The following is a 24324-nucleotide window of genomic DNA, read 5'->3' as shown; positions in this document are numbered from 1 at the left end:
ATCGCCGGTCGGCTGCCTGGACAACTGCCGGTCGAGTTGAATTCCCGAACCTACGATTTTTCCGAAAGAAAGAATAACCGGAGGTCATGGTGAGCAATCCCTTCGACGACGAGAATGGCATATTCCTCGTGCTGGTCAATGACGAGGAGCAACATTCCCTGTGGCCCTCGTTCATCGACGTGCCGGACGGCTGGACGGTCGTGCACGGGCCGGAGAGCCGGCAGTCGTGCCTGGAGCACATCGAGCGGCACTGGGTCGACATGCGCCCGAAGAGCCTGCGGGTCCAGATGGACCAGATCAAGACCTGACGTGACCGCGCAACGAGTACAGGACACGACGGTCATCCGGCCCGCCCCCCGGCCGGCGGCCACCAGGCAACTCGTCTGCCTCGGATTCTGCGGCGGCGGCACCGGGCCGTACCGGGCGTGGACCTCGGTTCTCGACCAGGGCACCGACCTCGCGCTCGTCTGCTACCCCGGCAGGGAGGGCAGGTTCGCCGAGCGGTTCGCCCGCACCTGGGACGAGCTCGTCGAGGACGCGACGGAGGCCGTGTTGTCCGCCGCCGACCGGCCCTACCTGCTCTTCGGGCACAGCATGGGCGGCTGGATGGCCTTCGACGTGGTGACCCGGATCGAGCGGCGCGGCGGTCCCCTTCCGTACGCGCTGGTCGTCTCCTCCTGCAACGCGCCGAACCGGGGTCTGACCGAGCGCGACCGGTTCCCCTCCTTCGCCGACTCCGACTCCGCGCTGCTGGACTGGATGAAGACGATCGGCCTGCTGCCCGCTTATGTACGGGCGGATCCCGGGCTGCTGGAGATGGCCTACGAGCTCATGCGCGCCGACATCAGGGTTCGCGACACCTACCGCTACACCCCGGGCGCCACCACCGGCGTGCCCGTACAGGTGTTGTGGGGCCGCGACGACCAGGTCATCGAGCCGGCCGTGGCCGAGCAGTGGCGGCAGGTCTGCGACGGCGACTTCCGCTGCGACTCCCTGCCCGGCGGGCACTTCTACACCCCCGACGTCTGGCGCGCGCTACCCGCGCACATCGATGCGCTGTGAGGGACCCCATGGACGTGACAACTCCCGACCTCGAACGCAGGCTCACCGCCGGCGAACCGGCGACCGCCACGGTGACCGGCCTCGCCACCGTCGAGGACGCCCGCGCCTGGCTGGCCGGGCGCCTGCCGCGCATCCGCGACCTGCTGGCCGAGCACGGCGCGCTCTACCTGCGCGGCCTGCCGATCCGCGACGCCGCCGGCTTCGCCGCCGTACGGGACGTCGTGCTCGCCGAGCGGGCGGCCTACCGCGAGAAGGCCACCCCCCGCACCCATTTCGGCGACGACGTCTACTCCTCGACCGACCTGCCGCCTTCGCAGGCCATCAAGCTGCACAACGAGAACAGCTACACGCTGACCTTCCCCGGCGTGCTGCTCTTCTGCTGCCTGACCGCCCCGCACACCGGCGGCGCCACGCCCGTCGCCGACTGCCGTGAGGTGCTCCGCAACCTGCCGACCGACCTGGTCGAACGATTCCGTGTGACTGGCTGGCTGCTACGGCGCAACTACGGCGAGCGCATCTCGCTCGGCTGGCGCACCGCGTTCGGCACCGACTCGCGCGAGGAGGTCGAGAGGTACTGCGCGGACAACCTGATCGACTGCCGCTGGGGCGAGAACGACACCCTGCGCACCACGCAGGTACGTCCCGCGATCATCAGGCATCCCTGGACCGGGGAGGAGGTGTGGTTCAACCACGCCGCCTTCTGGAGCGAGCACTCGCTGGACCCCGAGGTCAGGGACGTGCTCGTGGACGAGCTGGGACGGGACGGTCTGCCCTTCACAACAGGGTTCGGCGACGGCACGGCGCTCAGCGCGGACGACGTGCGCGCCATGAACGCCGCCTACGACGCGGCCGTCCTGCGCAGGTCGTGGCAGGCGGGGGACCTGCTGATCGTGGACAACCTGCTGGCCGCGCACGGCCGGGACGCCTTCCGTGGCGACCGGCGGATCGTCGTGGCGATGGGCGAGCCGGTCGCACTCCACGACTGCCACCCGACCCCACCTCTCCGCCACGGAGCCCCAAGATGATTCCCACCCCCGAGCCTGTTGACGTGATGGGGCGGTTCCGGCTGGCGGTGGTGGCTCATCCCGGTCGGGCCGCCGTGGTGGCGGTGGACGGCGAGCTGACCTTCGCCGAGCTGGACGCTCGGGTTGACGTGGTGGCGCGGGTGTTGCGGGTGGCCGGTGTCGGGCGTGGCTCCCGGGTCGGGGTCTGCCTGCCGCGCTCGGCCGAACTGCCCGTGGCGCTGCTGGCGATCTGGCGGCTGGGCGCGGCCTATGTCGCGCTCGATCCCGTCCATCCGGCCCATCGGCTGGCGTTCACGGTCGCCGACGCCGGTGTGCAAGTGGTCTACACCGACCGGCCGGAACTCGGCTGGGCGCCGGCCGTCGTGACCGTCCCGCCGGACGGGGAAGGCAGCACCACGCCCGTTCCCGTGGGCGAGCACGACGTCGCCTATGTGCTCTACACCTCGGGCTCGACCGGCAGCCCCAAAGGGGTCGTGGTCAGCAGGGGAGGGGTGGCGGCGCTGCTGGCCTCCCTGGAGCGGGCGGGCGTCTACCCGGCCGAGCCGGCCCGGGTCGGCTGGAACGCCAGCATGTCCTTCGACGCCTCGGTGCAGCAGCTGATCCGCGTGTGCCGGGGCGACACGATCGTGCTGCTAGGGGAACAGCTGCGGGCCGACCCGCCGGCGCTGGCGGCGTTCGTACGCGACCATGACCTCACCGAGCTGGACGTGACGCCCTCGCACTGGGCCGCACTGCGCGACGACCTCGGACACGGCCGGCCACGGCTGCTGATGGGCGGCGAGCCGATCCCCGGCGACATGTGGCGCGAGCTGGCGAGCGGCCCGCCCGCGGTGAACCTGTACGGCCCCAGCGAGTGCACCGTGGATGCCACCGCCGCGACCGTCGCGGGACCCCGGCCGCACATCGGGCGCCCGCTGCCCGGCGTCCGCGCCTACGTGCTGGACCCGCGCCTGCGCCCGGTGGAGGACGGCGAGTTGTTCGTCGCCGGCCCCGGGGTGGCGCACGGCTACGTCAACCGGCCCGGCCTGACCGCCCAGCGGTTCCTGCCCGACGTCGTGGCGCGGGACGGTTCGCGCATGTACCGGACCGGTGATCATGTCCGGTGGGACGCCGACGGCAACCTGGTCTTCCTGGGCCGGCTGGACCGGCAGGTCAAGGTGCGTGGTCACCGGATCGAGCCGGGCGAGATCGAGGCGGTGCTGGCCGGGTTGCCCGAGGTGACGCGCGCCGTGGTCGTTACGCGCGGCGACGCGCTGGTGGCGTACTACACCGGGACCGAGACGCCCGCTCATGAGCTGCGCGAGCACCTGGCCCGCCGGTTGCCCGCGTACATGTTGCCCGCCGCGTTCGCCTGGGTGCCCGAGTTCCCGCGCACGGTCAGCGGAAAGCTGGACACCGACGCGCTGCCGGGTGTCGAGAGCGTCGGGGGGCCGCCGGTCGAAGGGCCGGTGGAGGAGTTGATCGCGAAGGTGTGGTCGGGGGTGCTCGGGCTCGACCGGGTGCTGGCCGACGACGACTTCTTCGCCCTCGGCGGCCACTCGCTGGTGGCGCTCAAGGTGGTCTCCCGGGTACGCGACCACTTCGGCGTCGTCTTGCCCACCAAGGACGTCTACCGCCACCCACGGCTGCGCGACCTGGCCGCCCACGTGGCACGGCTGAGCGGAGGAACCTCATGACCGACGTGGGCATCGTGCTGCCGTCATCCGGCGCGGGCGACTCGGGCCGGTACGGCGTGGTGGCGGCGGCCGGGCTGGCCGAGGAGCTGGCCTTCGACTCGATCTGGGCCAGCGACCACCTCGCCTTCCACACCGGGATGCTCGAACCCGTCACCGTCCTGGCCGCCGCGGCCGCCGTGACCGAGCGGGTCGGGCTCGGGACCGGCGTGCTGCTGGCCGCACTGCGCAACCCCGCCTGGACGGCCAAGCAACTCGCCTCCCTGCAGGTGCTCTCCGGCGATCGCATCCTGCTCGGGATCGGCGTGGGCGGCGAGAACCCGGCCGAGTGGGCCGCCGCCGGCGTACCCGTGTGGCAGCGCGGGTTGCGCACCGACGCCCTGCTCGGCGCGTTGCCCGCGCTGCTCGGCGGGCGTCCGGCCCGGCTGCCCGCCCCATGGGAGGCCGAGGTGCCCGCGCTGGCACCCACCGGGGCGATGCCGCCGGTCTGGATCGGCGGCCGCTCGGCGGCGGCGATCGAGCGGGCCGCGCGGCACGGCGACGGCTGGCTCGGCCTGTGGTTCGACCCGGACCGTTTCGCCGTACGGCGCGACGCCCTGCACGCCCGCGCCGGCGCGCTGGGCAGGCCCGAGCCGCAGGCCGGCGTCATCGTGTTCGTGCACGTGGACGACCGCGACCCCGAGCACGCCAGGGCCGAGGCCGCCCGCTTCCTGGACGTCCAGTACGGCGGGGCGGCGGCCGGGGCGCGGCGTCACCTCGTCGCGGGCACGAGTGCCGAGGTCGCCAAGGCGCTGGCCGCGTTCACCTCCGCCGGGGCCGACCTGCTGGTGCTGTTGCCGGCCGCGGCCGACTACCCGAAGCAGTACCGCCGGCTGGCCGCACTGGTCGCCGAGGAGCCGCTCGTACGAGGAAGGGGACTGTGAGATGGCTGTTGGAGTAGTGGGACTCGGCGCGTACACGCCGGAACGAGTGATCACCAACGCGCACATCAGCCGCTGGACCGGCATGTCGGAAGAGTGGGTGGAGGAGCGGACCGGGATCGTCGAGCGGCGGTACGCCACGGCGGGCACGGTCACCTCCGACCTGGCCATGGTCGCGGCCAACGAGGCGCTGGACGGCGAGCATGACGCCCGCGAACGGCTCGGCGTGCTCGTCGTGGCCACCACGACGCCCGACGTGCCGCTGCCGGCCACGGCCGCGATCCTGCAGCACAAGCTGAACCTGAAGTCGGTGCCCGCGTTCGACGTGAACGCGGCCTGCGGCGGCTTCCTGTTCTCGCTGGCGGTCGCCGAGGGCCTGCTCAAGGTGCGCCACCCGGGCGGCCGGGCGCTGGTCGTCGGCGCGGACATCCTGTCCACGATCACGAACAGGAAGGACCGCCGCACCGTCAGCCTCTTCGGCGACGGCGCGGGCGCCATGCTGCTCGGCGAGGTGCCCGACGGGTACGGCTTCCTGACCACGCGGATGCTCACCGACGGCGAGTACCACCACGTCGTCGGCGTGGAGGCGGGCGGCACCCGGATGGCGCTCGACGAGGAGGCCAGGGCGGGCGGCAAGCACTACCTGCACATGGACGGCAGGGCGGTCAGGAACTGGGTGCTGCCGACCCTGCGCAAGCTCGTGGAGGAGGTGCTCGACGACTGCGGCCTGGACCTGGGCGACATCAGCAGGTTCGTCTTCCACCAGGCGAACGGGCGGATGCTGGAGGGGCTGGCGGCCGATCTCGGCATCGGGCTGGACCGGGTGCCGCTCACCACGCGACGCCACGGCAACATCGGCGGCGCCTCGATCCCGTTCACCCTGCACGAGTCGCACCGGCTCCAGCCGCTGCGGCGCGGCGAGCGCATCCTGCTCGCCGCCGCGGGCTCCGGCATGTGCGCGGGCGCCACGATCCTGCGCTGGTACTGAGCGGAGGCGGCGACGTGGACAAGTTGTCGGGACGGGTGGCGATCGTCTCCGGCGCGGGTCGCGGCATCGGCAGGGCGGTCGCGCTGAAGCTGGCCGCCGAAGGGGCGGGTGTGGTCGTCAACGGCCTCGACCCGGAGGCGGCCGAGGAGACCGTCGCCGCGGTCAAGTCGGCGGGCGGTGAGGCGGTGTCCTGCGTGGGCGACGTGACCGAGCCCGGCTTCGCCTCCCGCTTCGTGCGTACGGCGGTGGACTCCTTCGGCGGTCTGGACATCATCGTCAACAACGCCGGCTACACGTGGGACGCGATCGTGCACAAGATGTCCGACGAGCAGTGGGACACCATTCTCGACCTTCACCTGAAGGCACCTTTCAGGATCCTGCGGGCCGCGTTGCCGTACATCAAGGCCCATCCGGCCGGGCACCACCGCAAGGTGGTCAACATCTCCTCGGTGGCCGGCCTGGGCGGCAACGCGGGGCAGGCGAACTACGCGGCGGCCAAGGCCGGCGTGGTCGGGCTGACCAAGACCCTGGCCAAGGAGTGGGGGCGGCATCGGGTCAACGTCAACGCGGTGGCGTTCGGGCTGATCGCCACCCGGCTGACCGAGACGCCCGCGGACGCGGGCGCCACCATCACCATGAACGGCAGGCAGATCAGGATCGGCGTCAGCGCCGAGTTGCTGGAGGCGATGAAGGGCAACATCCCGCTGGGCCGGGCGGGCACGCCGCAGGAGGCCGCGGGCGCGGTCTATCTGCTGTGTACGCCCGAATCCGACTACATCAGCGGCCAGGTCGTCGTGTGCGGCGGCGGATTCACCCTCTGAGGCCGGCACCCTCAGCTGGCAGCGGGCTCACCCTCTGAGGCCGGCACCCTCAGCAGGCGGCGGGCTCAGCCTCTGAGGTCGGCACCCTCAGCTGGCGGCGGGCTCACCCTCTGAGGCCGGCCATCAGCAGGCGGCGGGTGTTCCCGAGGGCCTCGAAGCACACGCCGCCGGGTGTCTCCCTGCGCCGGACCAGCCCGAGCATCAGCAGGGTGTGCACCTGCCTGGCGACGTTGCTGACCGGCCGGTTCAGCGCGATCGAGACGTCCCTGACCGACCAGGGCGCGGCCAGGTGCGCGACGCCCGCCAGCAGCTCCCAGGTGGGCGGGTCCAGCCAGCCGATCGCCTGCCGGATGGCATCGGCCGGCCCCTGCCCGCCGCCTTCGGACGCCGGCCAGGTGGACAGCGCGGCGGGGTCACGCGACAACTCCTCCCGCAACTCTTCGAGCCGGTGCACCACACTCCACTGGGCGACCATCTCCAGGGCCGCGGGAATGCCGTCGGCCTGCCGGCAGAGGTCGGCGATCATCGTCGCGTTCGTGGCGTCGAGGGTGAAGCCCGGACGCGCGTGCCTGAGGTGGCGGGCCAGCAGCCGCCCGGCCTCGGACTGCTCGGGGACGGCGCTCTCCGCCTCAGCCGGTACGCGCAGCGGCGCGAGCGGCAGCAACCGCCACCCCGACGCGTGATGCGGCCGCCGCGCCGTCACCAGCACACATAACCGCCGGCACCGATGCAGAAGGGTGTGCACGGCGTCAGCGTGGTCGCCGAGAGCGTGCACGGCGTCAGTGTGATCGCCGGGAGTGTGCCCGACGCCAGCGTGGCGCCCGGGAGTGTGCGCGCCGGGAGCGTGCGCGCCGGGAGTGCGTGCGCCAGGAGCGTGCGCGGCAGCAGCGGGGTCGCCGGGAGTGTCGTAGCCGTCGAGTACCAGCACGGTGGGCTGCTGTCCGATGGCGCTCGCCAGCGCGGACACCTCCGTGTCGAGCAGGTCGGCCGCCGTGCGCCCCGCGGCCCACAACACCGCCCGCTCGCCGCCCCGCAACTCGTTGGCCACCTCCATGACCAGCCGGGTCTTGCCCACCCCGCCCAGCCCGACCACCGCCACCAGCCGCTCACCGGAGCCGACCAGCTCGCGCAGCAACTCGCGTTCCGCGCCGCGCCCGACCAGTTCGCTGGTGGGCACGGGAACCCGGGTGACGGTCCGGAGCGCCCAAGGCTCGCCGGCGACGTCCGGCGGACCGGTGGCGGCCTCCAGCGCGGCGCGCCGCGACCCTTCGACGCGCAGCCCGTCGGCCAGCAGCTTCACCGTCTCCCTTCGCGGGTTCTTGACCCGGCCGGATTCGAGGTCGCGGATGGCGCGGACGCTGACCGCGCTGAGGTCCGCCAGGGCCTGCTGGGACAGCCGGGCGCGATGCCGGTAGGAGCGGAGCAGGTAGCCCAGATCTTCGTCGCGCACTGCGCGTCTCCTCGCTGGTGGTGGCCTGCCGCGCCGCCTCGTGCGGCAGGCCGGGTGGTGGTCGGGATCGTCTGCCGGTCAGCCCCAGATGTTGCTGTCCACGAGACCGGTCGGGGGAGGGAGGGGTACGCCGTCCGCGACGATCTGCGCGGAAGCGGCGGCGGGCGAGGCGACGATCAGGAAGGCGGTGGCGATGCCCAGCATGGCGACGCGAGATACGGGGTTCATGTGTTGCTCCTTGAGATCAGCGAGTGTCCGCTGGCGATCGTGGGATGACGCGCTCGGCTCGGGTGCGCCCGGCGGCGTTCCCCGGCGTTCCCGAGTCTGCGTCGGCCTGCTGTCCGGCAGAAAGGTTTCGCCCGCCTCCTGAAGCGGCCTGACCTATTTAGGCACTCCCGCGGTTTATGGGCGGAAGTCGCGACCGCGACTCATCCGTCGGCCGGTCTCGGCCGAATCGACCACGGCCGAACTCGACTAAGTCGGGACGAAAGGAGCAAAACTCATGCGTAGCGGGCACATGAGAGGGCATCCAACGTGGTGGCGGCCTGCAGTCCCGGCCGGATGAAGCCGGCACACGGCAGGCTCGAATCGCTGGGCCTGAGCAGGCTGGCCGAGTGTGTCTACCGGTCGATGCTGACCGGGCAGGAACTCGACGCGGAAGCCATGGCCGCGCAGTTGGGAGCCAGTGCCGACCAGATCCGGCAGGCCCTGGAACAACTCGCCGACCTGGCGTTGCTGCGGCCCTCCTGGGAGACGCCCGGCGTCATGCGCGCGGTCAACCCGGAAGCCGGACTCCAGATGTTGTTGCAGCGCCGCCAGGCGGACCTGCTCCGCCAGCAGCAGAGCATCGTCGAGAGCCAGGCCGCGATCACCGCCCTGGTCAGCCAGTACGCGGACCTGCGCCCCGGCGACGGGCACCCCGACGCGGAACGGCTGATCGGCCTGGACGCCATCAGGTCCCGCATCGAGGCCCTGGCCGCCAGGTCCCGCATCGAGGTCGCCACCCTGATGCCGGGCGGCCCGCAGGACCCGGACATGATCGAGGCCGCCAAGCCGCTCGACCAGCAGGTACGCGAGCGGGGCGTGGCGATCCGCACCGTGGGCCTGGACTGCCTGCGGCGCGACGGCCCCACGCTGGCCTTCGCCTACTGGCTGGTCGGCATCGGCGCCCAGGTCCGTACCGTGCCCAGCCTGCCCGCCCGCACGATCATCTACGACCGCCGGACCGCCCTGGTCCCGCTCGACCCGGCCAACACCAGGGCCGGCGCCGTGCATCTCACCAGTCCCGGCATCGTCTCGCTGGTCCTGGCGCTGTTCGAGCAGATCTGGACCACCGGCACCCCCATCGGCTCGCCCCCGGTCCGTGACGGCGACGGCCTGTCCCCGCAGGAACGCCAGCTCCTGCGGCTGCTCGCCGAGGGCATGACCGACGAGGGCGCGGGCCGCCAACTGGGGCTGGCCCCGCGCACCGTACGCCGCATCATGGCCGACATCATGGGCCGCATGGGCGCCCGCAGCCGCTTCGAGGCCGGCCTGCGCGCCGCAGAACGCGGCTGGTTGTGAAGACGGCTGGCTGTGGAGTCGGCCGATTGTGAAGTCGGTTGGCCGTGAAGGCGGCCGGTGTGAAGTCGGCCGGCCGTGAAGACGGCCGTCTGTGAGGACAGTCGGCTGTGAAGACGGTGCCCGAGTCCTGGTCCTGAAGTCCTAAGGACACCACGGAGCCAGGAGCGTGGTCTTGGTCAGAGATCGTTCCTGGCGTCGATGAACCGGAGCGCGAACATCAGCAGGCTGGAAGGCATGTCCAGGATCCGCGATCACCTGCACCGGACTTTCTCCAACACCGTCCCTCTCCTTCCCTCCTCCGTGCAGGGCCGGTTCCCGCGTGCCGAGCCCGGCCGAAGCGACTCCCGCCCCCGCGTGCCACTCCTGCGAGTGCTGCTGCCCGCCGTGGTGCTCGCCGTGGGGACGGCCGCCGCGGGGCGGCCGGCGGCGGCCGAGCTGCCTCCTCCTCCCGCGCTCACCGCCCGCGCGCTCCAGGAGCGCTACGCCCTGCACGCCGGGTCGGGCCGCCAGTTCCTGGCGTGGGACCGCACCGGCGACGGCCAGGCGATCGAGGTCATCGGGGATCTGGCGAACGCGCGGCGGGTCATCGTGTACGTGCCCGGCTCGGGGCAGAGCCTGGCCTCGTTCGACGGGTCACCGGAGAGCCCCGGGCGAGCGGCCCGCGCGCTCTACGACGAGGCCGCCACGATGGGGCCGGGGACCGCGGTGATCGGCTGGCTCGGCTACGACACGCCGGACCTCATCAACCCGGAGGTCGCCACCGTCTGGGCGGCCGACAGGGGCGCCCGCCGGCTGAGGTCCTTCGTCTCCGCGCTGCCGCCGGCCTCGCGGATCAGCCTGGTCTGCCACAGCTACGGGTCCGTGGTCTGCGCTCGTGCCGTCTCCGGGCTGCCGGTCCATGACCTCGTCGTCACCGGCAGCCCGGGACTCGGGGTCAGGAAGGTGTCGGAGCTGCGTACCTCGGCGCGGGTCTGGGCGGCGCTCGGCAGCAATGACGACGTGCTGCGGGCCGGGCTGCTGATCGGGCCGTTCGGGTTCGGCACCGACCCGGTGAGCACCGGGTTCGGGGCGCGGGTCGTCGATGGCGGCGACGCCCGCCACCACACCTACCTCCGGCCCGGCTCCCAGACCCTGAAACGGATCGCCCACATCGCGGTGACGGGGGTCGCGCGTGCGGCGTGAGCTGCTGGTCGCCGGGGCCGTCACGGTCGGCATAGCCGGGCAATGGCTCCTCACCACGTACGTCGTCACGGACGACCTCCACGTGGCGAGCCCGCTCACGGCCCTGCCGCAGTGGGCCCCCGTCACGTTGTTGTTGCAGACCGTGCCTGTCCTGTTCTTCGCGAGCGGATACGCACACGGCGGGCAGGCGCGTCCAGCAGCGTCGCACTCAGCAGCGTCGCGCCCGGCAGCGTCGCGCCCGGCAGCGTCGTGGCTGCCGGCCTTCCTGCTCGCCTGGGGCGTTGGTCTGGCCGTCCTGGCGGTCAACGGGTTCTCCCTCGCGGCCGTCCGGCGGATCCTCGGCCCCGCGCTCGAACCGCTGTGGTTCGTGCTGCCGTATCTGCTGCTGACCGCGGTCGCGCCATGGTTGCGTCAGGTGGTGCTCCGGTACGGCTGGAAGGCGGCCCTTGTCCCGGGCGTCTGCGTGGTTCTGGTGGACCTTGTCCGCTTCACCTGGCCTCAGTTCGCATGGCTGGGCGCCGGCAACGCGATCTTGGCCTGGGCGGTGCCGTTCCTGCTGGGGCTGGCCTGGAGGCAGGGTGGCGTCAACGGTGCGTGGCTGCTCGGCGGAGGCGGCATCCTGGCGGCGGCGCTGACCGCCTTCGGCCCTTATCCGGTGAGCATGGTGAACGTGCCCGGCGCGCCGATGTCGAACCTCGCGCCACCGACCGTGGCACTGCTCGCCTTCGCCTGCGCGCAGTGCGGGCTCGTGGCACTGCTGGCGAACGTCCGGCCCGGCCGCCGCGCTGTCGCTTCCAAAATCGTGAGCGACCGGCCCGGCGGCTCCCGACTCGCGGTCGCGATCAGTGGCGCGGCCGTCCCGCTCTACCTGTGGCACCAGACGGCTCTCGCGCTCGTCTCGCTGGTCACGGTCCGGTTCGGGCCGATCGCCGGGCTCACCAGCCCACCGGTCGGCCCGGCCTGGCCGGTGTCGCGGCTCGCCTGGCTGCCGCTCTGCGCGGTGACGCTGATCGCCCTGGTGGCGCTGGCCCGGCCGAGGGAACGGCGACTACGCTCGCCGAAGCCCTGAACCCGGTGACGCTTTGGAGGAATGATCGCCACGATCTGGCGGCGCCGTCCCTGGTTCTGGGATGCCGCGGCAGCCCTGGTGGTGCTGGCGGCGGAGCTGTTCGGCTACCCCAAGTGGGGGGTGGACCTCCGGGTGGTGCTGGTCGCGGTGGTGGCCGCGGCGCTGATGTTCCTGCGGCGGCGGTATCCGATCGTCGTGGTCGGGCTCGTCGGCGCGCTCTACGTGGCGAGCGCACAGCCGTCCTTCTACGACACGCCGGTCAGCGCCATGCTCATCGCCCTCTACAGCGCGGGCAGGTACGCCGCCGCACTGCCCGCGCTCGTCACCGCGGTACTGACCATGATCGCCCACTGGGTGCTCAGCGGCCTGTCGTGGGTGATGGACCAGCCCGAGATATCCCTCCTGCTCCTCGTGGCGACCCCGGCGTTGCCGGTGGCGGCCGGCTACGTCTTACGCCTGCGGGCGGAGTTGTCCCAGCGGCGCGAGCAGCAGATCGCCGAGGACGCGGTACGCGAGGAGCGCCGCCGCATCGCCCGTGAGCTGCACGACGTGATCGCCCACCACGTCAGCGTGGTCGGCCTTTACATGGGCGTGGCCAGGCGGACGATCCCCACCGATCCGGAAGGCGCCCAGCTCGCCCTGCGCACCGGCGAGGACACCGCCCGCCGGGCGATGCTGGAGATGCGCCGGCTGCTGGACGTGCTGCGTACCGACGGCGAGCCGATCGAGAACCAGGCGGAGGTCGGGGTGGCGGGGCTGCCGGCGCTGGTCGGGGAGTCGGGCAACGCGACGCTGGAGGTCTCCGGCGAGGCCGTCGAGCTGCCGACGACCGTGGACCACGCGGTCTACCGCATCGTGCAGGAGGCGCTCACCAACACGCGCAAGCACGCGGCCGGGGCCAGGGCCCGGGTGCGGCTGGCGTACCAGGCCGAGCTGGTGGAGGTGCGGGTCGATGACGACGGGCGGGCGCGTTCCGGGGTCACCGGATCCGGGTTCGGGCTGGCGGGGATGGCCGAGCGGGTGTCGTTGTGCGGCGGCGAGTTTCGCGCCGGGCCCTCTCCTGGGGGAGGCTTCACCGTGTCCGCCCGTATTCCGCTGCCGGAGAAGATGTGATCAGAGTACTGCTCGTGGACGATCACGCCGTGGTCCGTACGGGGCTGCGCCTGCTGCTCGACACCACGCCCGACCTGAGCACGGTCGGCGAGGCGGCCGACGGGCTCGACGCGATCCGCCTCAGCCACGAGCTGCGCCCCGACGTCGTGCTGATGGACCTGCACCTGCCGGGCCTGGACGGGGTGGCCGCCACCGAGCGGATCACCGCCGAGCTGCCGGAGGCCAGGGTGCTCGCGCTGAGCACGTTCGACCTGCAGGAGCACGTGGTCGCGGCGCTGCGGGCCGGGGCGTCCGGGTTCCTGCCCAAGGACGTGTCGCCGGAGGAGCTGATCGACGGCATCCGGATCGTGCACCGGGGCGACGCGACGGTGGCGCCCCGGCTGCTGCTCGGCCTGATCGGCACCTTCGTACGCCCGGCGCGCCCGCGCACGGTCGCGCCGCCGTCCGCGGAACTGTCCGTGCTGAGCGAGCGCGAGCTGCGGGTGCTGGAGCTCATCGCCAGCGGCCTGTCCAACGCGCAGATCGCGCAGGAGCTGGGCCTGTCGATCTCGACGGTCAAGAACCGGGTGAGCGACCTGTTCGCCAAGCTCGGCATCCGTGACCGCGCCCAGGCGGTGATCGTCGCCTACGAGGCCGGGCTGGTCACGCCGGGCGACGGGCGCGCGTAGCGCTCTTGGGTATGCCGATGGTGCGGCTGTAGTGGTCCCGCAGCCGGTTCAGCGCGGTGCGGCGATCGGCCGGGCTCTCCTCGCGCAACGCCGTACGGCGGGCGTGTTCGCGTACCAGGACGTGGAAGCGGTAGCGGCCCGGCTCGGTCTCCTCCAGCAGATGCAGGTCGGCGAGCTGTTGCACGAGCGGCCTGACCACGATCACGCTCGTGCCCACCAGAGCCGCCGCCGCCTGGACGGAGATGTCCCTGCCGGGATGCAGGCCCAGCAGCCGGTAGGCCCGCTGCTGGGCGCCGTTCAGCTCGCGCCGCGACAACTCCAGCGCCTCGCTCAGGCCGCGCTGCCCGGTCTCCAGCGCGTTGCCGTCGTGCTCCCGCATCAGCTCCACGACGTGGGCGACCGTCCAGCGCGGATGCGAGCGCAGCCGGGCCGCGGCCAGCCGGATCTGCAGCGGCAGCAGCCCGCACAACTCCACCACCTCCCGCACCAGCCGGGACGGCGTGCCGGCCAGCCGTTCCGCGCCGGCGGTTCCGGCGAACAGGTCCACCGCGTCGGCCACCGGCAACACCCCGAGCGACACCGTGCGCGCGCCGTCCAGCCCGTCCAGCCGCCGCCTGCCGGTGATCAGCACCCGGCAGCCCGCACTGCCCGGCAGCAGGGGCCGTACCTGGTCCTCGTCGGCGGCGTTGTCCAGCACGATCAGCACCCGCCGATCGGCCAGCAGGCTGCGGTACAGCGCGGCACGATCGTCCACGTGCCGGGGAACGTCCTCGGGCTCCACGCCCCACGCGCGCAACATCCGTTCGAGCGCCTCCGCCGGGCCGACCGGTCTGATCGCCGGGGAGTGCCCGTGCAAATCCATGAACAGCTGCCCGTCGGGGAACCGCGCGGCCAGCGCATGGGCCGCGTGAACGGCCAGCGTGGTCTTGCCGATCCCCGCCATCCCGTCGATCGTCGTAATGACCGCCGTCCCGGCCAGCGTCGTCAGCTCGGCTGTTCGTCCCACGAACACGGGCACGTCCGCGGGCAGCTGCCGGAGGACCGGCACGCGGCTCGGTGCCGTACCCGGGGTGGTGCCGGCCTCCTGCGCAGCCGACAGCCCACGTACGGCGGCGGCCAGGATCCGCTGCTCCTCATCGCTCAACTCCAGAGCGTCCGCCAGTACCTTGATCGACGTCGCGCGGGGCCGCAGCATGATGCCGCTTTCGAGCCGGCTGATGGTCCGCGCGTGCAGCCCGGACCGCACGGCCAGCTCCTCCTGAGTAAGTAGTGACCGCGTCCGCCAGCCCCGCAAGAGCCTCCCCAAGGCCGCTCGCTCTGGCCGGATCGGGTCGAGGTAAGGTCGCTCGGTCGCTGACATGGATCTCCCCGATCACAGTTCCAACCGCCCCGTGTTCCCCGTACGCCTGCTGCTCCAGGACCTCCGAGCATGCATGGCGGGATCGCCACAAGCCAGGTCATCAACCGGTCATTTGCGGGACATGAACGACCTGGTGGCTCCGCGCCAGTTCGATGGCGTAGGCGTGCAGCAGAGCGTGCAACCTGTAGCGGCCGGCGGTGTGCTCGGTGGCGAGATGGGCGCTGGTCAGCTCGTCCAGCAGCGGAATTACTTCGGCCAGGGTCACCGCGGACAGGCGGGCCATGGCGGGCGCGGTCAGCTCGGTGCCGGGCTGCTCGCCGATCAGCCGGAACAGCCGGGCCGCGGGCTCGCTGAGCGTCCGGTAGGACCAGGAGAAGGCGGCGCGGAGGTCGGTGGCGAGGTCGGCGTCCGCGAACTCGTCCAGGCTCGACCGCGCGGCGTTCAGCCGGTTCGCCAGCGCCCGCAGGGACTGGGCGGGCTGCTGGACCACGCGGGCCGCGGCCACGGCCAGCGCGAGGGGGAGCCGCGCGCACCGGTTCACGATCAACTGCGCGGCCACGGGTTCGGCGTTGATCCGGTGGGCGCCGAACCTGTTCGCCAGCAGTTCGAGGCTGTCCCTGTCGCCGAACAGGTCCAGGGCCAGGTTGTGGGCGCCGTTGGCGGCCATCAGGCCGGTGAGCCGGGTGCGGCTGGTCACGATGACGGTGTTGCAGGGGCTGCCGGGAAGCAACGGCCGTACCTGTTCCGAGCTGTAGGCGTTGTCGAGCACGATGAGGGCGCGGCGACCGTCCATCAGCGACCGGTACAGCGCGCTCTGACCGTCCAGATCGGCGGGGAGCGCCCTTTCCGGTACGCCCAGGGCCCGCAGGAACAACCTGAGCGCCCGCTGCGGGCTCATCACCGGCCGGTGGTCGTACCCGCGCAGATTCACCCACAACTGGCCATCGGGAAAATGATCGACCATCCGCCGCGACCAGTGCAGCGCCAGCGTGGTCTTCCCCACGCCCGCGGTCCCGCTGATCACCACGGTCGGGCGCGGATCCCCTTCGCCGCCCGGCATCAGCGCGTCAAGGCCGGTGATCTCCCGCCGCCTCCCTGCGAACGCCGACACCGCCGGCGGCAACTGCCGCGGCACGGCGGGCAGCCCCGGCTCGCCCTGGGGATGGTTGAGGATCAGCGCGTGCAGCCGGCGCATCTCCTGACCTGGATCGATGCCCAGCTCCTCGACGAGATGCCGCCTTCCGGTGTGAAAGGCCGTCAGCGCGTCGGCCCGCCGCCCGCAGCGGTGCAGCGCGGTCATGAGCTGGGTCCAGAACCGCTCCCGCAGCGGATACTGCCCGGTCACCTCCAGCAGTTCGGCGACGACGTCCTGATGGCGGCCGATGCGCAGGTGCGCGTCGAAGCGCCGCTCCACCGCCTGCAGCCGCTGCTCCACCAGCCGCGCCACGTGGTGCCTGAGGAAGTCCGAGTGCACGTCAGCGAGAGGCTCCCCCTTCCACTGGGACAGGGCCTCGGTCAGGGCGGCGGCCTCCATCGCCGGGTCCGGCCGCCTGGCGGCCTGCTCCGCCTGCTTGACCCAGTACCTGAACCGCCCCAGGTCGATGCGCTCGGGACGGACGTCGACCAGGTAGCCGTCCGCGCAGGTGACGATCACCCCCGTACCCAGCAGCGCACGCAGCCTCGCCACGATCAACTGCACGGCACGGCGAGGCGCCTCCGGCTGGTCGGAACCCCAGATCGCGACCGCGAGTTCGTTGTTGGAAACGGGACTGCCCGCCTGCAACAACAACGCCGCCAGCAGCGCCCGATGTTTGGGCGAACTGACCGTTACCGTACGTCCCCGTGCGTGCACTCCGAATGGCCCGAGCAGATCAAACGCCAAATCACTGTCATTGATCGGCACGTCAGCAGTCTCGCAAGCGGCTCGGAACCGCACCAGGGCACCGGCTAGACGTTAGCCGGACATTGCGCGACCGGTCCGCCGGCCGGTTTTGGGCGTCGATATCACGTCGGTCCACCGGCGCCTGTTGGGCTGCGCGGCGGCGACCGGCGCCCTGGCCGGGCTCCCGCCGCAGCCGACCAGGCGGCATCTGGACCGGCTGGTGACGCCAGGGCCGGGACGAGATTCAGAGGCTTCGGCGTTAGTTGTGCCCGGTGAAGGCCAGGAGATGGGCGGCCGTTCGCGGCGGATCCTCGAGTATGGGCGAATGGCCGAGACCCGGCAACAACTCGACTTTCGCGCCGGGAACGGCGTGGTAGTCGGCGGCGGATGAGGATCGCCACCTGCGGTCGTCCGCGCCGAAGATCACCAGCAGCGGCTTGCCCAGGACCTTCAGCCGGTCCGGGAGCGTCCGCCGCATCAGGTAGTCGGCGGTGGCCTGCATCGTCGCGGTGAGCGAGTGGTAGGTCATGAAGCGCACCTCGTCCAGGAGCTCTCGCGGCACCTGGTAGCCGGGGTTGAAACCGGTGCTCGCGAACTGGCGGAGCTGCTCGTCGGTCGGCGGCCACTGCGCGGGCGAGATCGCGGCGGACTCCGGGGCGATGAAGGCGTCCAAACTGGGTCCCGTGTTGATGAGCACGAGCGCGGTCACCAGGTCGGGGCGCTCCTCGGCCAGGGCGGTGACGGCCGCGCCGCCGCTGGAGTGGCCGACCGCCACGACGTGTTCGACGCCGAGCAGGTCCAGCGCCGCGCCGACCCTGCGCGCCTGGTCCTGCAGCGCGTAGCTGGGACCTGCGGGTTTGGCCGACCGGCCGTGCCCGAGCAGGTCGATCCGGATGACGCGATGGGACCCGGTCAGCAGCGGGACCAGTGAGTCCCACGATCGGGCCGAGGAGGCGGACCCGTGAATGAGCAGGAGCGCGGGGGCGTCGCGCGGCCCGTCCTGGCGTACGTGGATGTCGCCGCCGTCCAGGGGCAGCAGGCGGTCGTCTGAATCAGTCATGAGCCCACTGTCGCCGCCGGTGGGCGCCGGTGTATTGGACAAATGTTCCCCTCGCCCCGGCTGGCTACCATGGAACGGTGCCGACGTTCGTACACGGTGAGGCTGTTTGGGAGGTGGAGTCCCCGCGGCGGCCCAGCCGGCTGGCCGGTGTCACCATGGCCGGCTTCCGGGTCCCCCACCTGGACGCGCTCCGGATGGTCCCGCACCCGGCCGTGACGCTGCTGCTGGAGTTCGGGCCCGGCTCGCCCGTCGTGGACACCGGCGCCGGGCGGCGGCAGCGGGGCAGTGTCGTCGCCGGTCCGGGGATCGGCTCCGGCGGGGCGGTGTGGGCGCGGGGACGGAACGTCGAGTGCGTGCAGATCCGGCTGTCCCCGGCGATCGCCCGCGCGGTCCTCGGCATCCCGCCAGCCGACCTCGACGGCGCCGTGGTGGCCCTCGACGACCTGTGGGGCCGGGAGGCGGAGCGCATTCGTGAGCGGCTGAGTGAGGTCCCGTCGTGGCAGGAGCGTTTCGTGCTGCTGGACGCGCTGCTCGCCCGCCGCCACGAGGCGGGGCCGCCGGTGGACCCGGAGGTGGCCTGGGCCTGGGACCGGATCGCCGCCAGCCACGGCCTGGTCCGGGTGGACGGGCTGGCGGCCGAGGTCGGATGGAGCCGCAAGCGGCTGTGGGCCCGGTTCCGCGCGCAACTCGGCCTGCGGCCGAAGCGGGCCGTGAAGCTGGTCCGCTTCGACCATGCCGCCCACCGCCTGGTCGCGGGCGAGCATGCGGCCAGGGTCGCGGCCGACGCCGGCTATGCCGACCAGTCTCACCTGCATCGAGACGTCATGGCGTTCACCGGCGTGACCCCCGCGACCGTGGTCGCCGAGCCGTTCCTGGCGGTCGACTACCTCGCATGGCCCACCCGATCCAAGCCCGCCGCCGGCCAGTCGCGGCGGGCGGCACCGGCATGGGACCGGCCCCAGGCGCCATGAAGCATGGTGATGTGCAACGGCAGCAGCGCGCCGTTCTCGTCGGCCGACGCGGCCCGCTGTGCGCCGTCCAGCAGACCCCGCCGCAGCCCCGGTTCGGCCAGCGGCGACAGGGCCCCGCCCGCAGCGTCCGGGTCAGCGGTGTCACCAGGTCGAGCTCCGCGAGCCGTGCCGCCAGTCCGGGCACCTCCTCCGGCAGGTCCGCCATCCGGCGGAGTGTGAGTGCCGCGTCCGCCAGGCCGCCCGGCCGGTCCCGTTTGTGGTCGTCGGTCATGAGAAAAGATGATCGCATCGCGGGCCGTCCGGATCAGTGCGACCCAGAAAAACGGCAGGGGCTCCACGAGCACGCCGCCTATCCTGGACTGAGGACCAACCCCGCTCGTGGTACAGGGAGGTTGCGATGTCCATGCAGCCACCAGAGCCCCCCAAACGCCCACGTCCACCGGTTCGCAGACTCGGAAGCACGCCACCGCCCCCCGACCCCACCCGCAAGCCTCCTTTCAGCACGCAGAAGGCGGTCCCTCCTGGAGCGCCGAGCGATGAACAGCGGGCCGAGATGATGGCCATCGCCCGGCAGCTGGCCCGCACGCACCAGGAGCAGAACCCGACCGAGATTCGCTTCGTCGCATCCACCCGGCAGGCGGTGTTCGCGACCGGGGCCTCCCGTCCGGTCGGGGACGCGAGCGTGTACGTGATCCAAATGGCCGGGCATTTCAAGAAGCGACTCCGATTCAGAACAGCGCCACTGCTGGCCACCCGCATGATGATCCTCATCGATGCCGGGACAGGGCACGTCATGGACTGGGGCCTCTCAAGTGGGTCCATCGACCTTTCAAAGCTGGGACAGGCGGCGCCCTTGTGAGCGAGCCGACGGGTCAGCAGGTGAGGTCGCGGCGGGGCAACGGGCCGCCCGCGAGGTGGTCGTTCACGGCGCGATCGACGCAGGGCACCGGCCGGAGCCCGGCGAGCCCGCGCCCGTAGACGCCGTGCGCCCGGCATGCGGGACGTTGTGGAGGTGCGCGCGGCCCCTTGTTTGACACCTCTCTCAGCTAACCGCTATCTATTGGCTAACCGTTAGGGGTGCAAGCCCGCCGATGACGTGAACCAGGACCCGTGAGTACCAGCAGCCATGACCCCGAACTGCCCGCCCGCCGCTCCCGGAGCGGTGCTCCGAGGCGCCGCCGCGCCGTACCTGTAGCCCAGGCCCCGCAGCCACGTCCCGCCGGGCGGGGGAGTGGCGCCGACGGGCCGGGCGGCGGCTCCCGCCGTACCGGCTGGAAGCGTTTCATCCCCGGCTGGAAGATCGTGCTGGTCGGCTGCACGGTCCTGGTGGCGGGGCTGTTCGGCATGATCATGGTGGCGTACGCCAACACCCCGTTACCGGTGGAGACCCAGCGGCACGCCGTCGAGCAGGGCAGCGTCATCTACTACCGGGACGGCAAGACCGAGATCGGCCGGCTCGGCACCAAGCGCGAGATCGTCCCGATCTCCAAGGTCCCCAGGCACGTCCAGGACGCCTTCATCGCCGCCGAGAACCGCACGTTCCGCACCGACCCGGGCATCTCGGTGTCGGGCATCATGCGGGCGGTCTGGAGCACGGTGACCGGCCAGCAGGTCCAGGGCGGCTCGACGATCACGCAGGAGATGGCCCGGGGCTACTACGACGGCCTCAGCCAGGAGCGGACGATCCAGCGGAAGGTCAAGGAGATCTTCGTGGCCATCCGCGCCGGCAAGGAGATGTCGAAGGACGACATCCTGGCCAACTACCTGAACACGATCTACTTCGGCCGGGGCGCGAACGGCATCCAGGCCGCCGCCCAGGCCTTCTTCGACAAGGACGTGGACAAGCTGACCCCCGCCGAGGGCGCCTACCTGGCGGGCCGGGTCCAGATCCCGGACCAGTTCGACGTGGCGGAGGCGAAGAAGAACTGGGCTCCGACCAAGGAGCGGTTCGAGTACGTCATAGGCGGCATGGCGATCGTCGACCCGAAGGCGTACGGGCAACTGCCCAGGACGGCGAAGTTCCCCAAGCTCGCCAGGCTGGACAAGAAGGAGACGCTCAAGGGCATCAACGGCTACATGATCGACATCGTGCAGCGTGAGCTGGAGCGGCGGGGGATCAGCAGGGAGAGCCTGCGCAAGAACGGCTACCAGGTCACCACGACGTTCGACAGGAAGCTGATGCGGGCCGCCAAGAAGACGGTCGAGAGCAACCTCGCCGCCCTCGGGGACAAGCGCATCCACGCGAACATGGCCGCCGTGGACCCGCGCAACGGCCAGGTGATCGCGTTCTACAGCGGCCGCGACTATCTCACGAGCTTCACCAACAACGCCTTCGACGCCAACAAGCAGGCCGCGTCGGCGTTCAAGCCGTACGTGCTGGCCGCCTGGCTGGAGAAGGGCTACAGCCTCAAGAGCTACGTCTCCGGCAAGGGACCGGTCGAGTTGCCGGGCACCAAGCCGATCCGCAACTCCCACGACCTGGGCGCGGCCGTGACGATCGACCGGGCCACCGCCGAGTCGGTGAACACGGCGTTCGCCACGATGGCGCAGGAGGTCGGCCTGAAGGAGGTCGAGAGGATCGCCGAGGGCGCCGGGATCGACGCGAAGGACCTGGAGCAGGCCACCAGGACCCACGCGTTCGGCATGTCCATCGGCGCCGGCCTGGTCACCCCGGTCGAGCAGGCCAACGGGTACGGCATCTTCGCCAACGGCGGCGTGCACCACGACGCGCACGTGGTCCTGTCGGTGAAGACGTACCAGGGGATGACCGTCATGAAGGAGGCCGGCCAGCGCAGGACGGTCATCAGCGCGGGCACCGCCGCCGACGCGACCTACGCGATGGAGCAGGTGGTCAGGTCCGGCACCGCCAGGGGCACCGCGCTGCCCGGCGGGCGGCCGATCGCCGGCAAGACCGGCACCAACAACGAGAACAAGGAAGCCTGGTTCGTCGGCTACACCCCGCAACTCTCCTCGGCCGTCGGGATGTACAAGGAGGTCCCGCAGACCAACCCGAAGACCGGGAAGGTGCTCAAGGACGCCAACGGCTACACCCTGAACAAGGAGGTCTCCCTCGGCAGCATCGAGGGAGCCGGCACGCCCACCAAGATCTGGCGCGACTTCATGGCGATCGCGATGGAGGGCAAGCCGGTCGAACCGTTCCCCGCGCCCGTCTTCGGCGGTGAGACGCACGACCTGGTGCGCAAGCCGGCGCCCAAGCCGACCAAGGATCCGTCCGAGGAGCTCGGCGACGACCTCGGGGACGCCCCGGACTGCGCCGCCGACCCTGCCTGCGCCAGTCCGGACGGCGACATCGACACCGGGGACATCGACACGGGCGACATCGACACCGGCGAGGAGGAGACGGCCGACAACGAAGGCATCCCCGACGACAGCGCCATCGCCGATGACACCCAGCCGTTCGAGGACGGCTGAGCGCTACCTGGACACCAGCCCGTCCTCGCGGGTGCGATCAGTGGTGCGCGCGGCGATCACCATCACGGCGAGGCCGAGCGCCACGATCACCGCGCCCGCGTACAGCGGTGAGGTGTAGCCCAGCCCCGCGCTGATCGTCAGGCCGCCGAGCCAGGCGCCCAGGGCGTTGCCGACGTTGGAGGCCGAGACGTTGGCGCTGGCGGCGAGCGGCGCGCCGCCGGCGGCGTCCGTGACGCGGGTGATCATGCCGGGGACGGCGGCGAACCCGAAGACGCCCATCAGGAAGACCAGGACCACCGACGCGGCCCGACCGTCGGCCAGCAGCCCGAACGCCGCCAGCGTGGCGGTCAGGCCCGCCAGGGACCAGATCAACGTGCGGTCCCGGTCGCGGTCGGCCGCCCGGCCTCCCGCGACGTTGCCGATCACCAGGCCGGCGCCGTAGACGACGAGCAGCCAGGCGACGTCGGCCCGGGAGAAGCCGGTGACCTCGGTGAAGGTGTAGGCGATGTAGCTGAACGCGCCGAACATGCCCCCGTATCCGAGCGCGGTGGCGGCGAGGGTCAGCCAGACCTGCCAGGAGCGGAAGGCACGCACCTGCGAGCGCAGGCCCGTGCCCTGGCGAGCCGGGTCCACGGTGCTCCGCGAAGCCTCGTCCACGGTTCCCGCCCAGGCCGGGACCCACACGGCGATGGCGGCCAGGGCCAGCACGCCGATGCCGGCGATCGCCCAGAAGGTGACCCGCCAGCCCCAGCGCTCGCCGACCAGGGCGCCGAACGGAACCCCCAGCACGTTGGCGACCGTCAGCCCGGCGAACATCATCGCGACTGCCCGCGAGGCCCGCTCGGGAGCCACCATGCGGCGGGCGACGAGCGAGCCGATGCCGAAGAAGGAGCCGTGGCACAGGGCGGCGATGACGCGGCCGAGCAGCGCCACGGCGTAGGTGGGCGCGATCGCGGACAGCAGGTTGCCCAGGACGAACAGGCCCACCAGGGCGACGAGGACGGTCTTGCGGTGCAGGCGGTTGGTGGCGGCGGTCAGCAGGATCGCGCCGATGGCGACGCTCAGGGCATATCCCGAGATGAGCCAGCCGGCCGCGGCCTCGGAGACCTCCAGGCTCTGGCTCACCTGAGGCAGCAGGCCCGCGATCACGAACTCAGTAAGGCCGATCCCGAAACTGCCCAGCGCGAGCGCGACCAACCCGGCGGGCATCCGCCGCTCGTCCCCGTCCGATCGAATGTGCACGTGTAGATCTTGGGGTTTGACCGCGAAATTCAACAAGTCATAACGGCCACAACCGGCCTAAAGGGTTGTTAGGGTACGTGATCATGGACCCCGATGTGAAGCCCTCCAATGGTGTCGATCCCACTGTCCCGAGTATCGCTCGTGTGTACGACTATTGGCTCGGCGGCAAGGACAATTTCGCGGCCGACCGGGAGATGGGCGACCGGGTCAAGGCTGTCGTACCCGAGATACCGCTGATGGCGTACCACAACCGGCTGTTCATGCGCCGGGTGGTGCGGTTCCTGGCCGGCGAGGCCGGCATCGGGCGGTTCCTGGACCTGGGGGCCGGGCTGCCGACGATGGAGAACGTCCACGAGGTGGCGCAGAAGGCGCGCCCCGAGTCCGAGGTCGTCTACGTCGACAACGACCATTACAAGTCGAGTTGTGTGCACGCCTACCGGGCGCGTAGGCACAGCCCAAACATCCCACCAGGTCGATGCCCTGCTCGGTAGTACTCCATCGTCTGTAGACCTGCCGTCAGGAATCGCCATAATCCGCGCGGATCTGTTCGGCTCCTCGTTGCATCTCTTCTGCTTCGGCGGGGCGGCCGAGCTCCGCGAAGGTCACGCCGAGGTTGGTCAGGGAGGTGGCGAGGTCGGGGCGGTAGCGGTCGGGGTAGGCCATCGCCAGCTCCCGGAGGATGGCCACGGCCTCCTCAGCCACCGGCAGCGCATCGGCCGGGCGGCCCAGCTCCAAGAACCGGTTGCCGAGGTTGGTCAGGGAGGTGGCGAGGTCGGGGCGGTAGCGGTCGGGGTAGGCCGCCGCCAGCTCCCGGAGGATGGCCACGGCTTCCTCAGCCACCGG

Annotated in this window: 23 protein-coding genes; 16 read left to right on the top strand and 7 right to left on the bottom strand. The window is 71.6% G+C overall.

The features are described 5' to 3' along the window. The first annotated feature begins 89 nt into the window (after positions 1 to 89). Genes AB0I81_RS39015 through AB0I81_RS38985 form a run of 7 tightly spaced genes read left to right on the top strand, consistent with a single transcriptional unit; the run spans position 90 to position 6489 of the window. Complete coding sequence (locus tag AB0I81_RS39015; RefSeq protein ID WP_360668283.1) at positions 90 to 308, top strand: MbtH family protein; 219 nt, start codon at positions 90 to 92, stop codon at positions 306 to 308. Between the two features lies 1 nt (position 309). Beyond that, positions 310 to 1062 (top strand): alpha/beta fold hydrolase, encoded by a 753-nt coding sequence (locus tag AB0I81_RS39010; RefSeq protein ID WP_360667898.1) that lies wholly within the window; start codon positions 310 to 312, stop codon positions 1060 to 1062. Between the two features lie 8 nt (positions 1063 to 1070). Continuing rightward, positions 1071 to 2087: a TauD/TfdA family dioxygenase gene (locus tag AB0I81_RS39005; RefSeq protein ID WP_360667895.1), complete on the top strand. Its 1017-nt coding sequence runs from the start codon at positions 1071 to 1073 to the stop codon at positions 2085 to 2087. Further along, a complete protein-coding gene (locus tag AB0I81_RS39000) occupies positions 2084 to 3763 on the top strand; it encodes a non-ribosomal peptide synthetase (RefSeq protein WP_360667892.1) in 1680 nt (559 codons plus the stop codon). Before AB0I81_RS39005 ends, AB0I81_RS39000 begins: the two co-directional genes overlap by 4 nt. Further along, the gene (locus tag AB0I81_RS38995; protein WP_360667889.1) at positions 3760 to 4683 is read left to right on the top strand and encodes an LLM class flavin-dependent oxidoreductase; all 924 of its coding nucleotides are present in this window, start codon (positions 3760 to 3762) and stop codon (positions 4681 to 4683) included. Before AB0I81_RS39000 ends, AB0I81_RS38995 begins: the two co-directional genes overlap by 4 nt. A gap of 1 nt (position 4684) precedes the next feature. Further along, on the top strand, positions 4685 to 5668 hold the full coding sequence (locus tag AB0I81_RS38990) for a ketoacyl-ACP synthase III (protein ID WP_360667886.1): 984 nt from the start codon (positions 4685 to 4687) through the stop codon (positions 5666 to 5668). Positions 5669 to 5682: 14 nt separating this feature from the next. Beyond that, a complete protein-coding gene (locus tag AB0I81_RS38985; RefSeq protein ID WP_360667883.1) occupies positions 5683 to 6489 on the top strand; it encodes an SDR family oxidoreductase in 807 nt (268 codons plus the stop codon). Between the two features lie 103 nt (positions 6490 to 6592). On the opposite strand, the gene AB0I81_RS38980 is transcribed toward AB0I81_RS38985, so the two are convergent. Further along, positions 6593 to 7939 carry a helix-turn-helix domain-containing protein gene (locus AB0I81_RS38980; RefSeq protein ID WP_360667880.1) on the bottom strand — a complete coding sequence of 449 codons (1347 nt, stop codon included), beginning with the start codon at positions 7937 to 7939 and terminating at the stop codon, positions 6593 to 6595. 78 nt (positions 7940 to 8017) lie between these two features. Then, positions 8018 to 8167, bottom strand: a complete 150-nt coding sequence (locus AB0I81_RS38975) for a hypothetical protein (protein WP_360667877.1) — start codon at positions 8165 to 8167, stop codon at positions 8018 to 8020. A 333-nt stretch (positions 8168 to 8500) separates the two neighbouring features. On the opposite strand from AB0I81_RS38975, the gene AB0I81_RS38970 reads away from it, so the two are divergent. From AB0I81_RS38970 to AB0I81_RS38950, 5 genes are all read left to right on the top strand, one after another. After that, positions 8501 to 9502 (top strand): LuxR C-terminal-related transcriptional regulator, encoded by a 1002-nt coding sequence (locus tag AB0I81_RS38970; protein ID WP_360667875.1) that lies wholly within the window; start codon positions 8501 to 8503, stop codon positions 9500 to 9502. Between the two features lie 234 nt (positions 9503 to 9736). Beyond that, the gene (locus tag AB0I81_RS38965) at positions 9737 to 10684 is read left to right on the top strand and encodes an alpha/beta hydrolase (RefSeq protein WP_360667870.1); all 948 of its coding nucleotides are present in this window, start codon (positions 9737 to 9739) and stop codon (positions 10682 to 10684) included. Further along, complete coding sequence (locus AB0I81_RS38960) at positions 10674 to 11753, top strand: acyltransferase family protein (RefSeq protein ID WP_360667867.1); 1080 nt, start codon at positions 10674 to 10676, stop codon at positions 11751 to 11753. The genes AB0I81_RS38965 and AB0I81_RS38960 overlap by 11 nt, the downstream gene beginning before the upstream one ends. A gap of 21 nt (positions 11754 to 11774) precedes the next feature. Then, complete coding sequence (locus tag AB0I81_RS38955; RefSeq protein WP_360667864.1) at positions 11775 to 12866, top strand: histidine kinase; 1092 nt, start codon at positions 11775 to 11777, stop codon at positions 12864 to 12866. Beyond that, positions 12863 to 13534, top strand: a complete 672-nt coding sequence (locus tag AB0I81_RS38950) for a response regulator transcription factor (protein WP_360667862.1) — start codon at positions 12863 to 12865, stop codon at positions 13532 to 13534. The genes AB0I81_RS38955 and AB0I81_RS38950 overlap by 4 nt, the downstream gene beginning before the upstream one ends. On the opposite strand, the gene AB0I81_RS38945 is transcribed toward AB0I81_RS38950, so the two are convergent. The 3 genes from AB0I81_RS38945 to AB0I81_RS38935 form a co-directional block, all read right to left on the bottom strand. Continuing rightward, the gene (locus AB0I81_RS38945) at positions 13509 to 14894 is read right to left on the bottom strand and encodes an NB-ARC domain-containing protein (protein ID WP_360667859.1); all 1386 of its coding nucleotides are present in this window, start codon (positions 14892 to 14894) and stop codon (positions 13509 to 13511) included. The two genes, AB0I81_RS38950 and AB0I81_RS38945, sit on opposite strands and share 26 nt — an antisense overlap. Before the next feature lie 100 nt (positions 14895 to 14994). Beyond that, the gene (locus tag AB0I81_RS38940; RefSeq protein ID WP_360667856.1) at positions 14995 to 16797 is read right to left on the bottom strand and encodes a BTAD domain-containing putative transcriptional regulator; all 1803 of its coding nucleotides are present in this window, start codon (positions 16795 to 16797) and stop codon (positions 14995 to 14997) included. Between the two features lie 238 nt (positions 16798 to 17035). Then, positions 17036 to 17836 carry an alpha/beta fold hydrolase gene (locus AB0I81_RS38935; RefSeq protein WP_360667853.1) on the bottom strand — a complete coding sequence of 267 codons (801 nt, stop codon included), beginning with the start codon at positions 17834 to 17836 and terminating at the stop codon, positions 17036 to 17038. Positions 17837 to 17913: 77 nt separating this feature from the next. Between AB0I81_RS38935 and AB0I81_RS38930 the strand changes: the two genes are divergently transcribed. From AB0I81_RS38930 to AB0I81_RS38920, 3 genes are all read left to right on the top strand, one after another. Then, a complete protein-coding gene (locus tag AB0I81_RS38930; protein WP_360667851.1) occupies positions 17914 to 18807 on the top strand; it encodes a helix-turn-helix domain-containing protein in 894 nt (297 codons plus the stop codon). Between the two features lie 553 nt (positions 18808 to 19360). Next, positions 19361 to 19666, top strand: coding sequence for a hypothetical protein (locus tag AB0I81_RS38925; protein WP_360667849.1), 306 nt, complete (start codon positions 19361 to 19363; stop codon positions 19664 to 19666). A 251-nt stretch (positions 19667 to 19917) separates the two neighbouring features. Continuing rightward, complete coding sequence (locus tag AB0I81_RS38920) at positions 19918 to 22239, top strand: transglycosylase domain-containing protein (protein ID WP_360667846.1); 2322 nt, start codon at positions 19918 to 19920, stop codon at positions 22237 to 22239. Between the two features lie 3 nt (positions 22240 to 22242). Here AB0I81_RS38920 and AB0I81_RS38915 read toward each other — a convergent pair whose 3' ends face one another. Next, positions 22243 to 23481 (bottom strand): MFS transporter, encoded by a 1239-nt coding sequence (locus tag AB0I81_RS38915; protein ID WP_360667843.1) that lies wholly within the window; start codon positions 23479 to 23481, stop codon positions 22243 to 22245. An 83-nt stretch (positions 23482 to 23564) separates the two neighbouring features. On the opposite strand from AB0I81_RS38915, the gene AB0I81_RS38910 reads away from it, so the two are divergent. After that, complete coding sequence (locus AB0I81_RS38910) at positions 23565 to 23972, top strand: SAM-dependent methyltransferase (RefSeq protein ID WP_360667840.1); 408 nt, start codon at positions 23565 to 23567, stop codon at positions 23970 to 23972. 25 nt (positions 23973 to 23997) lie between these two features. On the opposite strand, the gene AB0I81_RS38905 is transcribed toward AB0I81_RS38910, so the two are convergent. Next, positions 23998 to 24324, bottom strand: a 327-nt coding sequence (locus AB0I81_RS38905) for a tetratricopeptide repeat protein (RefSeq protein ID WP_360667837.1), incomplete at its 5' end; no start/stop codon positions are given.

Origin of the sequence: Nonomuraea sp. NPDC050404, assembly GCF_040655495.1 — a bacterium.
GTDB lineage: Bacteria > Actinomycetota > Actinomycetes > Streptosporangiales > Streptosporangiaceae > Nonomuraea.
Note: the sequence above shows the minus strand (reverse complement) of the source record. Positions and strands in the feature narration are given on the sequence as shown.

What these genes read in the sequence shown, in the direction of transcription:
- AB0I81_RS39005 (WP_360667895.1), top strand. Translation starts at nt 1,071, where the DNA reads ATGGACGTGACAACTCCCGACCTCGAACGCAGGCTCACCGCCGGCGAA.
- AB0I81_RS39000 (WP_360667892.1), top strand. Translation starts at nt 2,084, where the DNA reads ATGATTCCCACCCCCGAGCCTGTTGACGTGATGGGGCGGTTCCGGCTG.
- AB0I81_RS38995 (WP_360667889.1), top strand. Translation starts at nt 3,760, where the DNA reads ATGACCGACGTGGGCATCGTGCTGCCGTCATCCGGCGCGGGCGACTCG.
- AB0I81_RS38990 (WP_360667886.1), top strand. Translation starts at nt 4,685, where the DNA reads ATGGCTGTTGGAGTAGTGGGACTCGGCGCGTACACGCCGGAACGAGTG.
- AB0I81_RS38975 (WP_360667877.1), bottom strand. Translation starts at nt 8,167, where the DNA reads ATGAACCCCGTATCTCGCGTCGCCATGCTGGGCATCGCCACCGCCTTC.
- AB0I81_RS38970 (WP_360667875.1), top strand. Translation starts at nt 8,501, where the DNA reads ATGAAGCCGGCACACGGCAGGCTCGAATCGCTGGGCCTGAGCAGGCTG.
- AB0I81_RS38965 (WP_360667870.1), top strand. Translation starts at nt 9,737, where the DNA reads ATGTCCAGGATCCGCGATCACCTGCACCGGACTTTCTCCAACACCGTC.
- AB0I81_RS38955 (WP_360667864.1), top strand. Translation starts at nt 11,775, where the DNA reads ATGATCGCCACGATCTGGCGGCGCCGTCCCTGGTTCTGGGATGCCGCG.
- AB0I81_RS38945 (WP_360667859.1), bottom strand. Translation starts at nt 14,894, where the DNA reads ATGTCAGCGACCGAGCGACCTTACCTCGACCCGATCCGGCCAGAGCGA.
- AB0I81_RS38935 (WP_360667853.1), bottom strand. Translation starts at nt 17,836, where the DNA reads ATGACTGATTCAGACGACCGCCTGCTGCCCCTGGACGGCGGCGACATC.
- AB0I81_RS38925 (WP_360667849.1), top strand. Translation starts at nt 19,361, where the DNA reads ATGATGGCCATCGCCCGGCAGCTGGCCCGCACGCACCAGGAGCAGAAC.
- AB0I81_RS38910 (WP_360667840.1), top strand. Translation starts at nt 23,565, where the DNA reads ATGGACCCCGATGTGAAGCCCTCCAATGGTGTCGATCCCACTGTCCCG.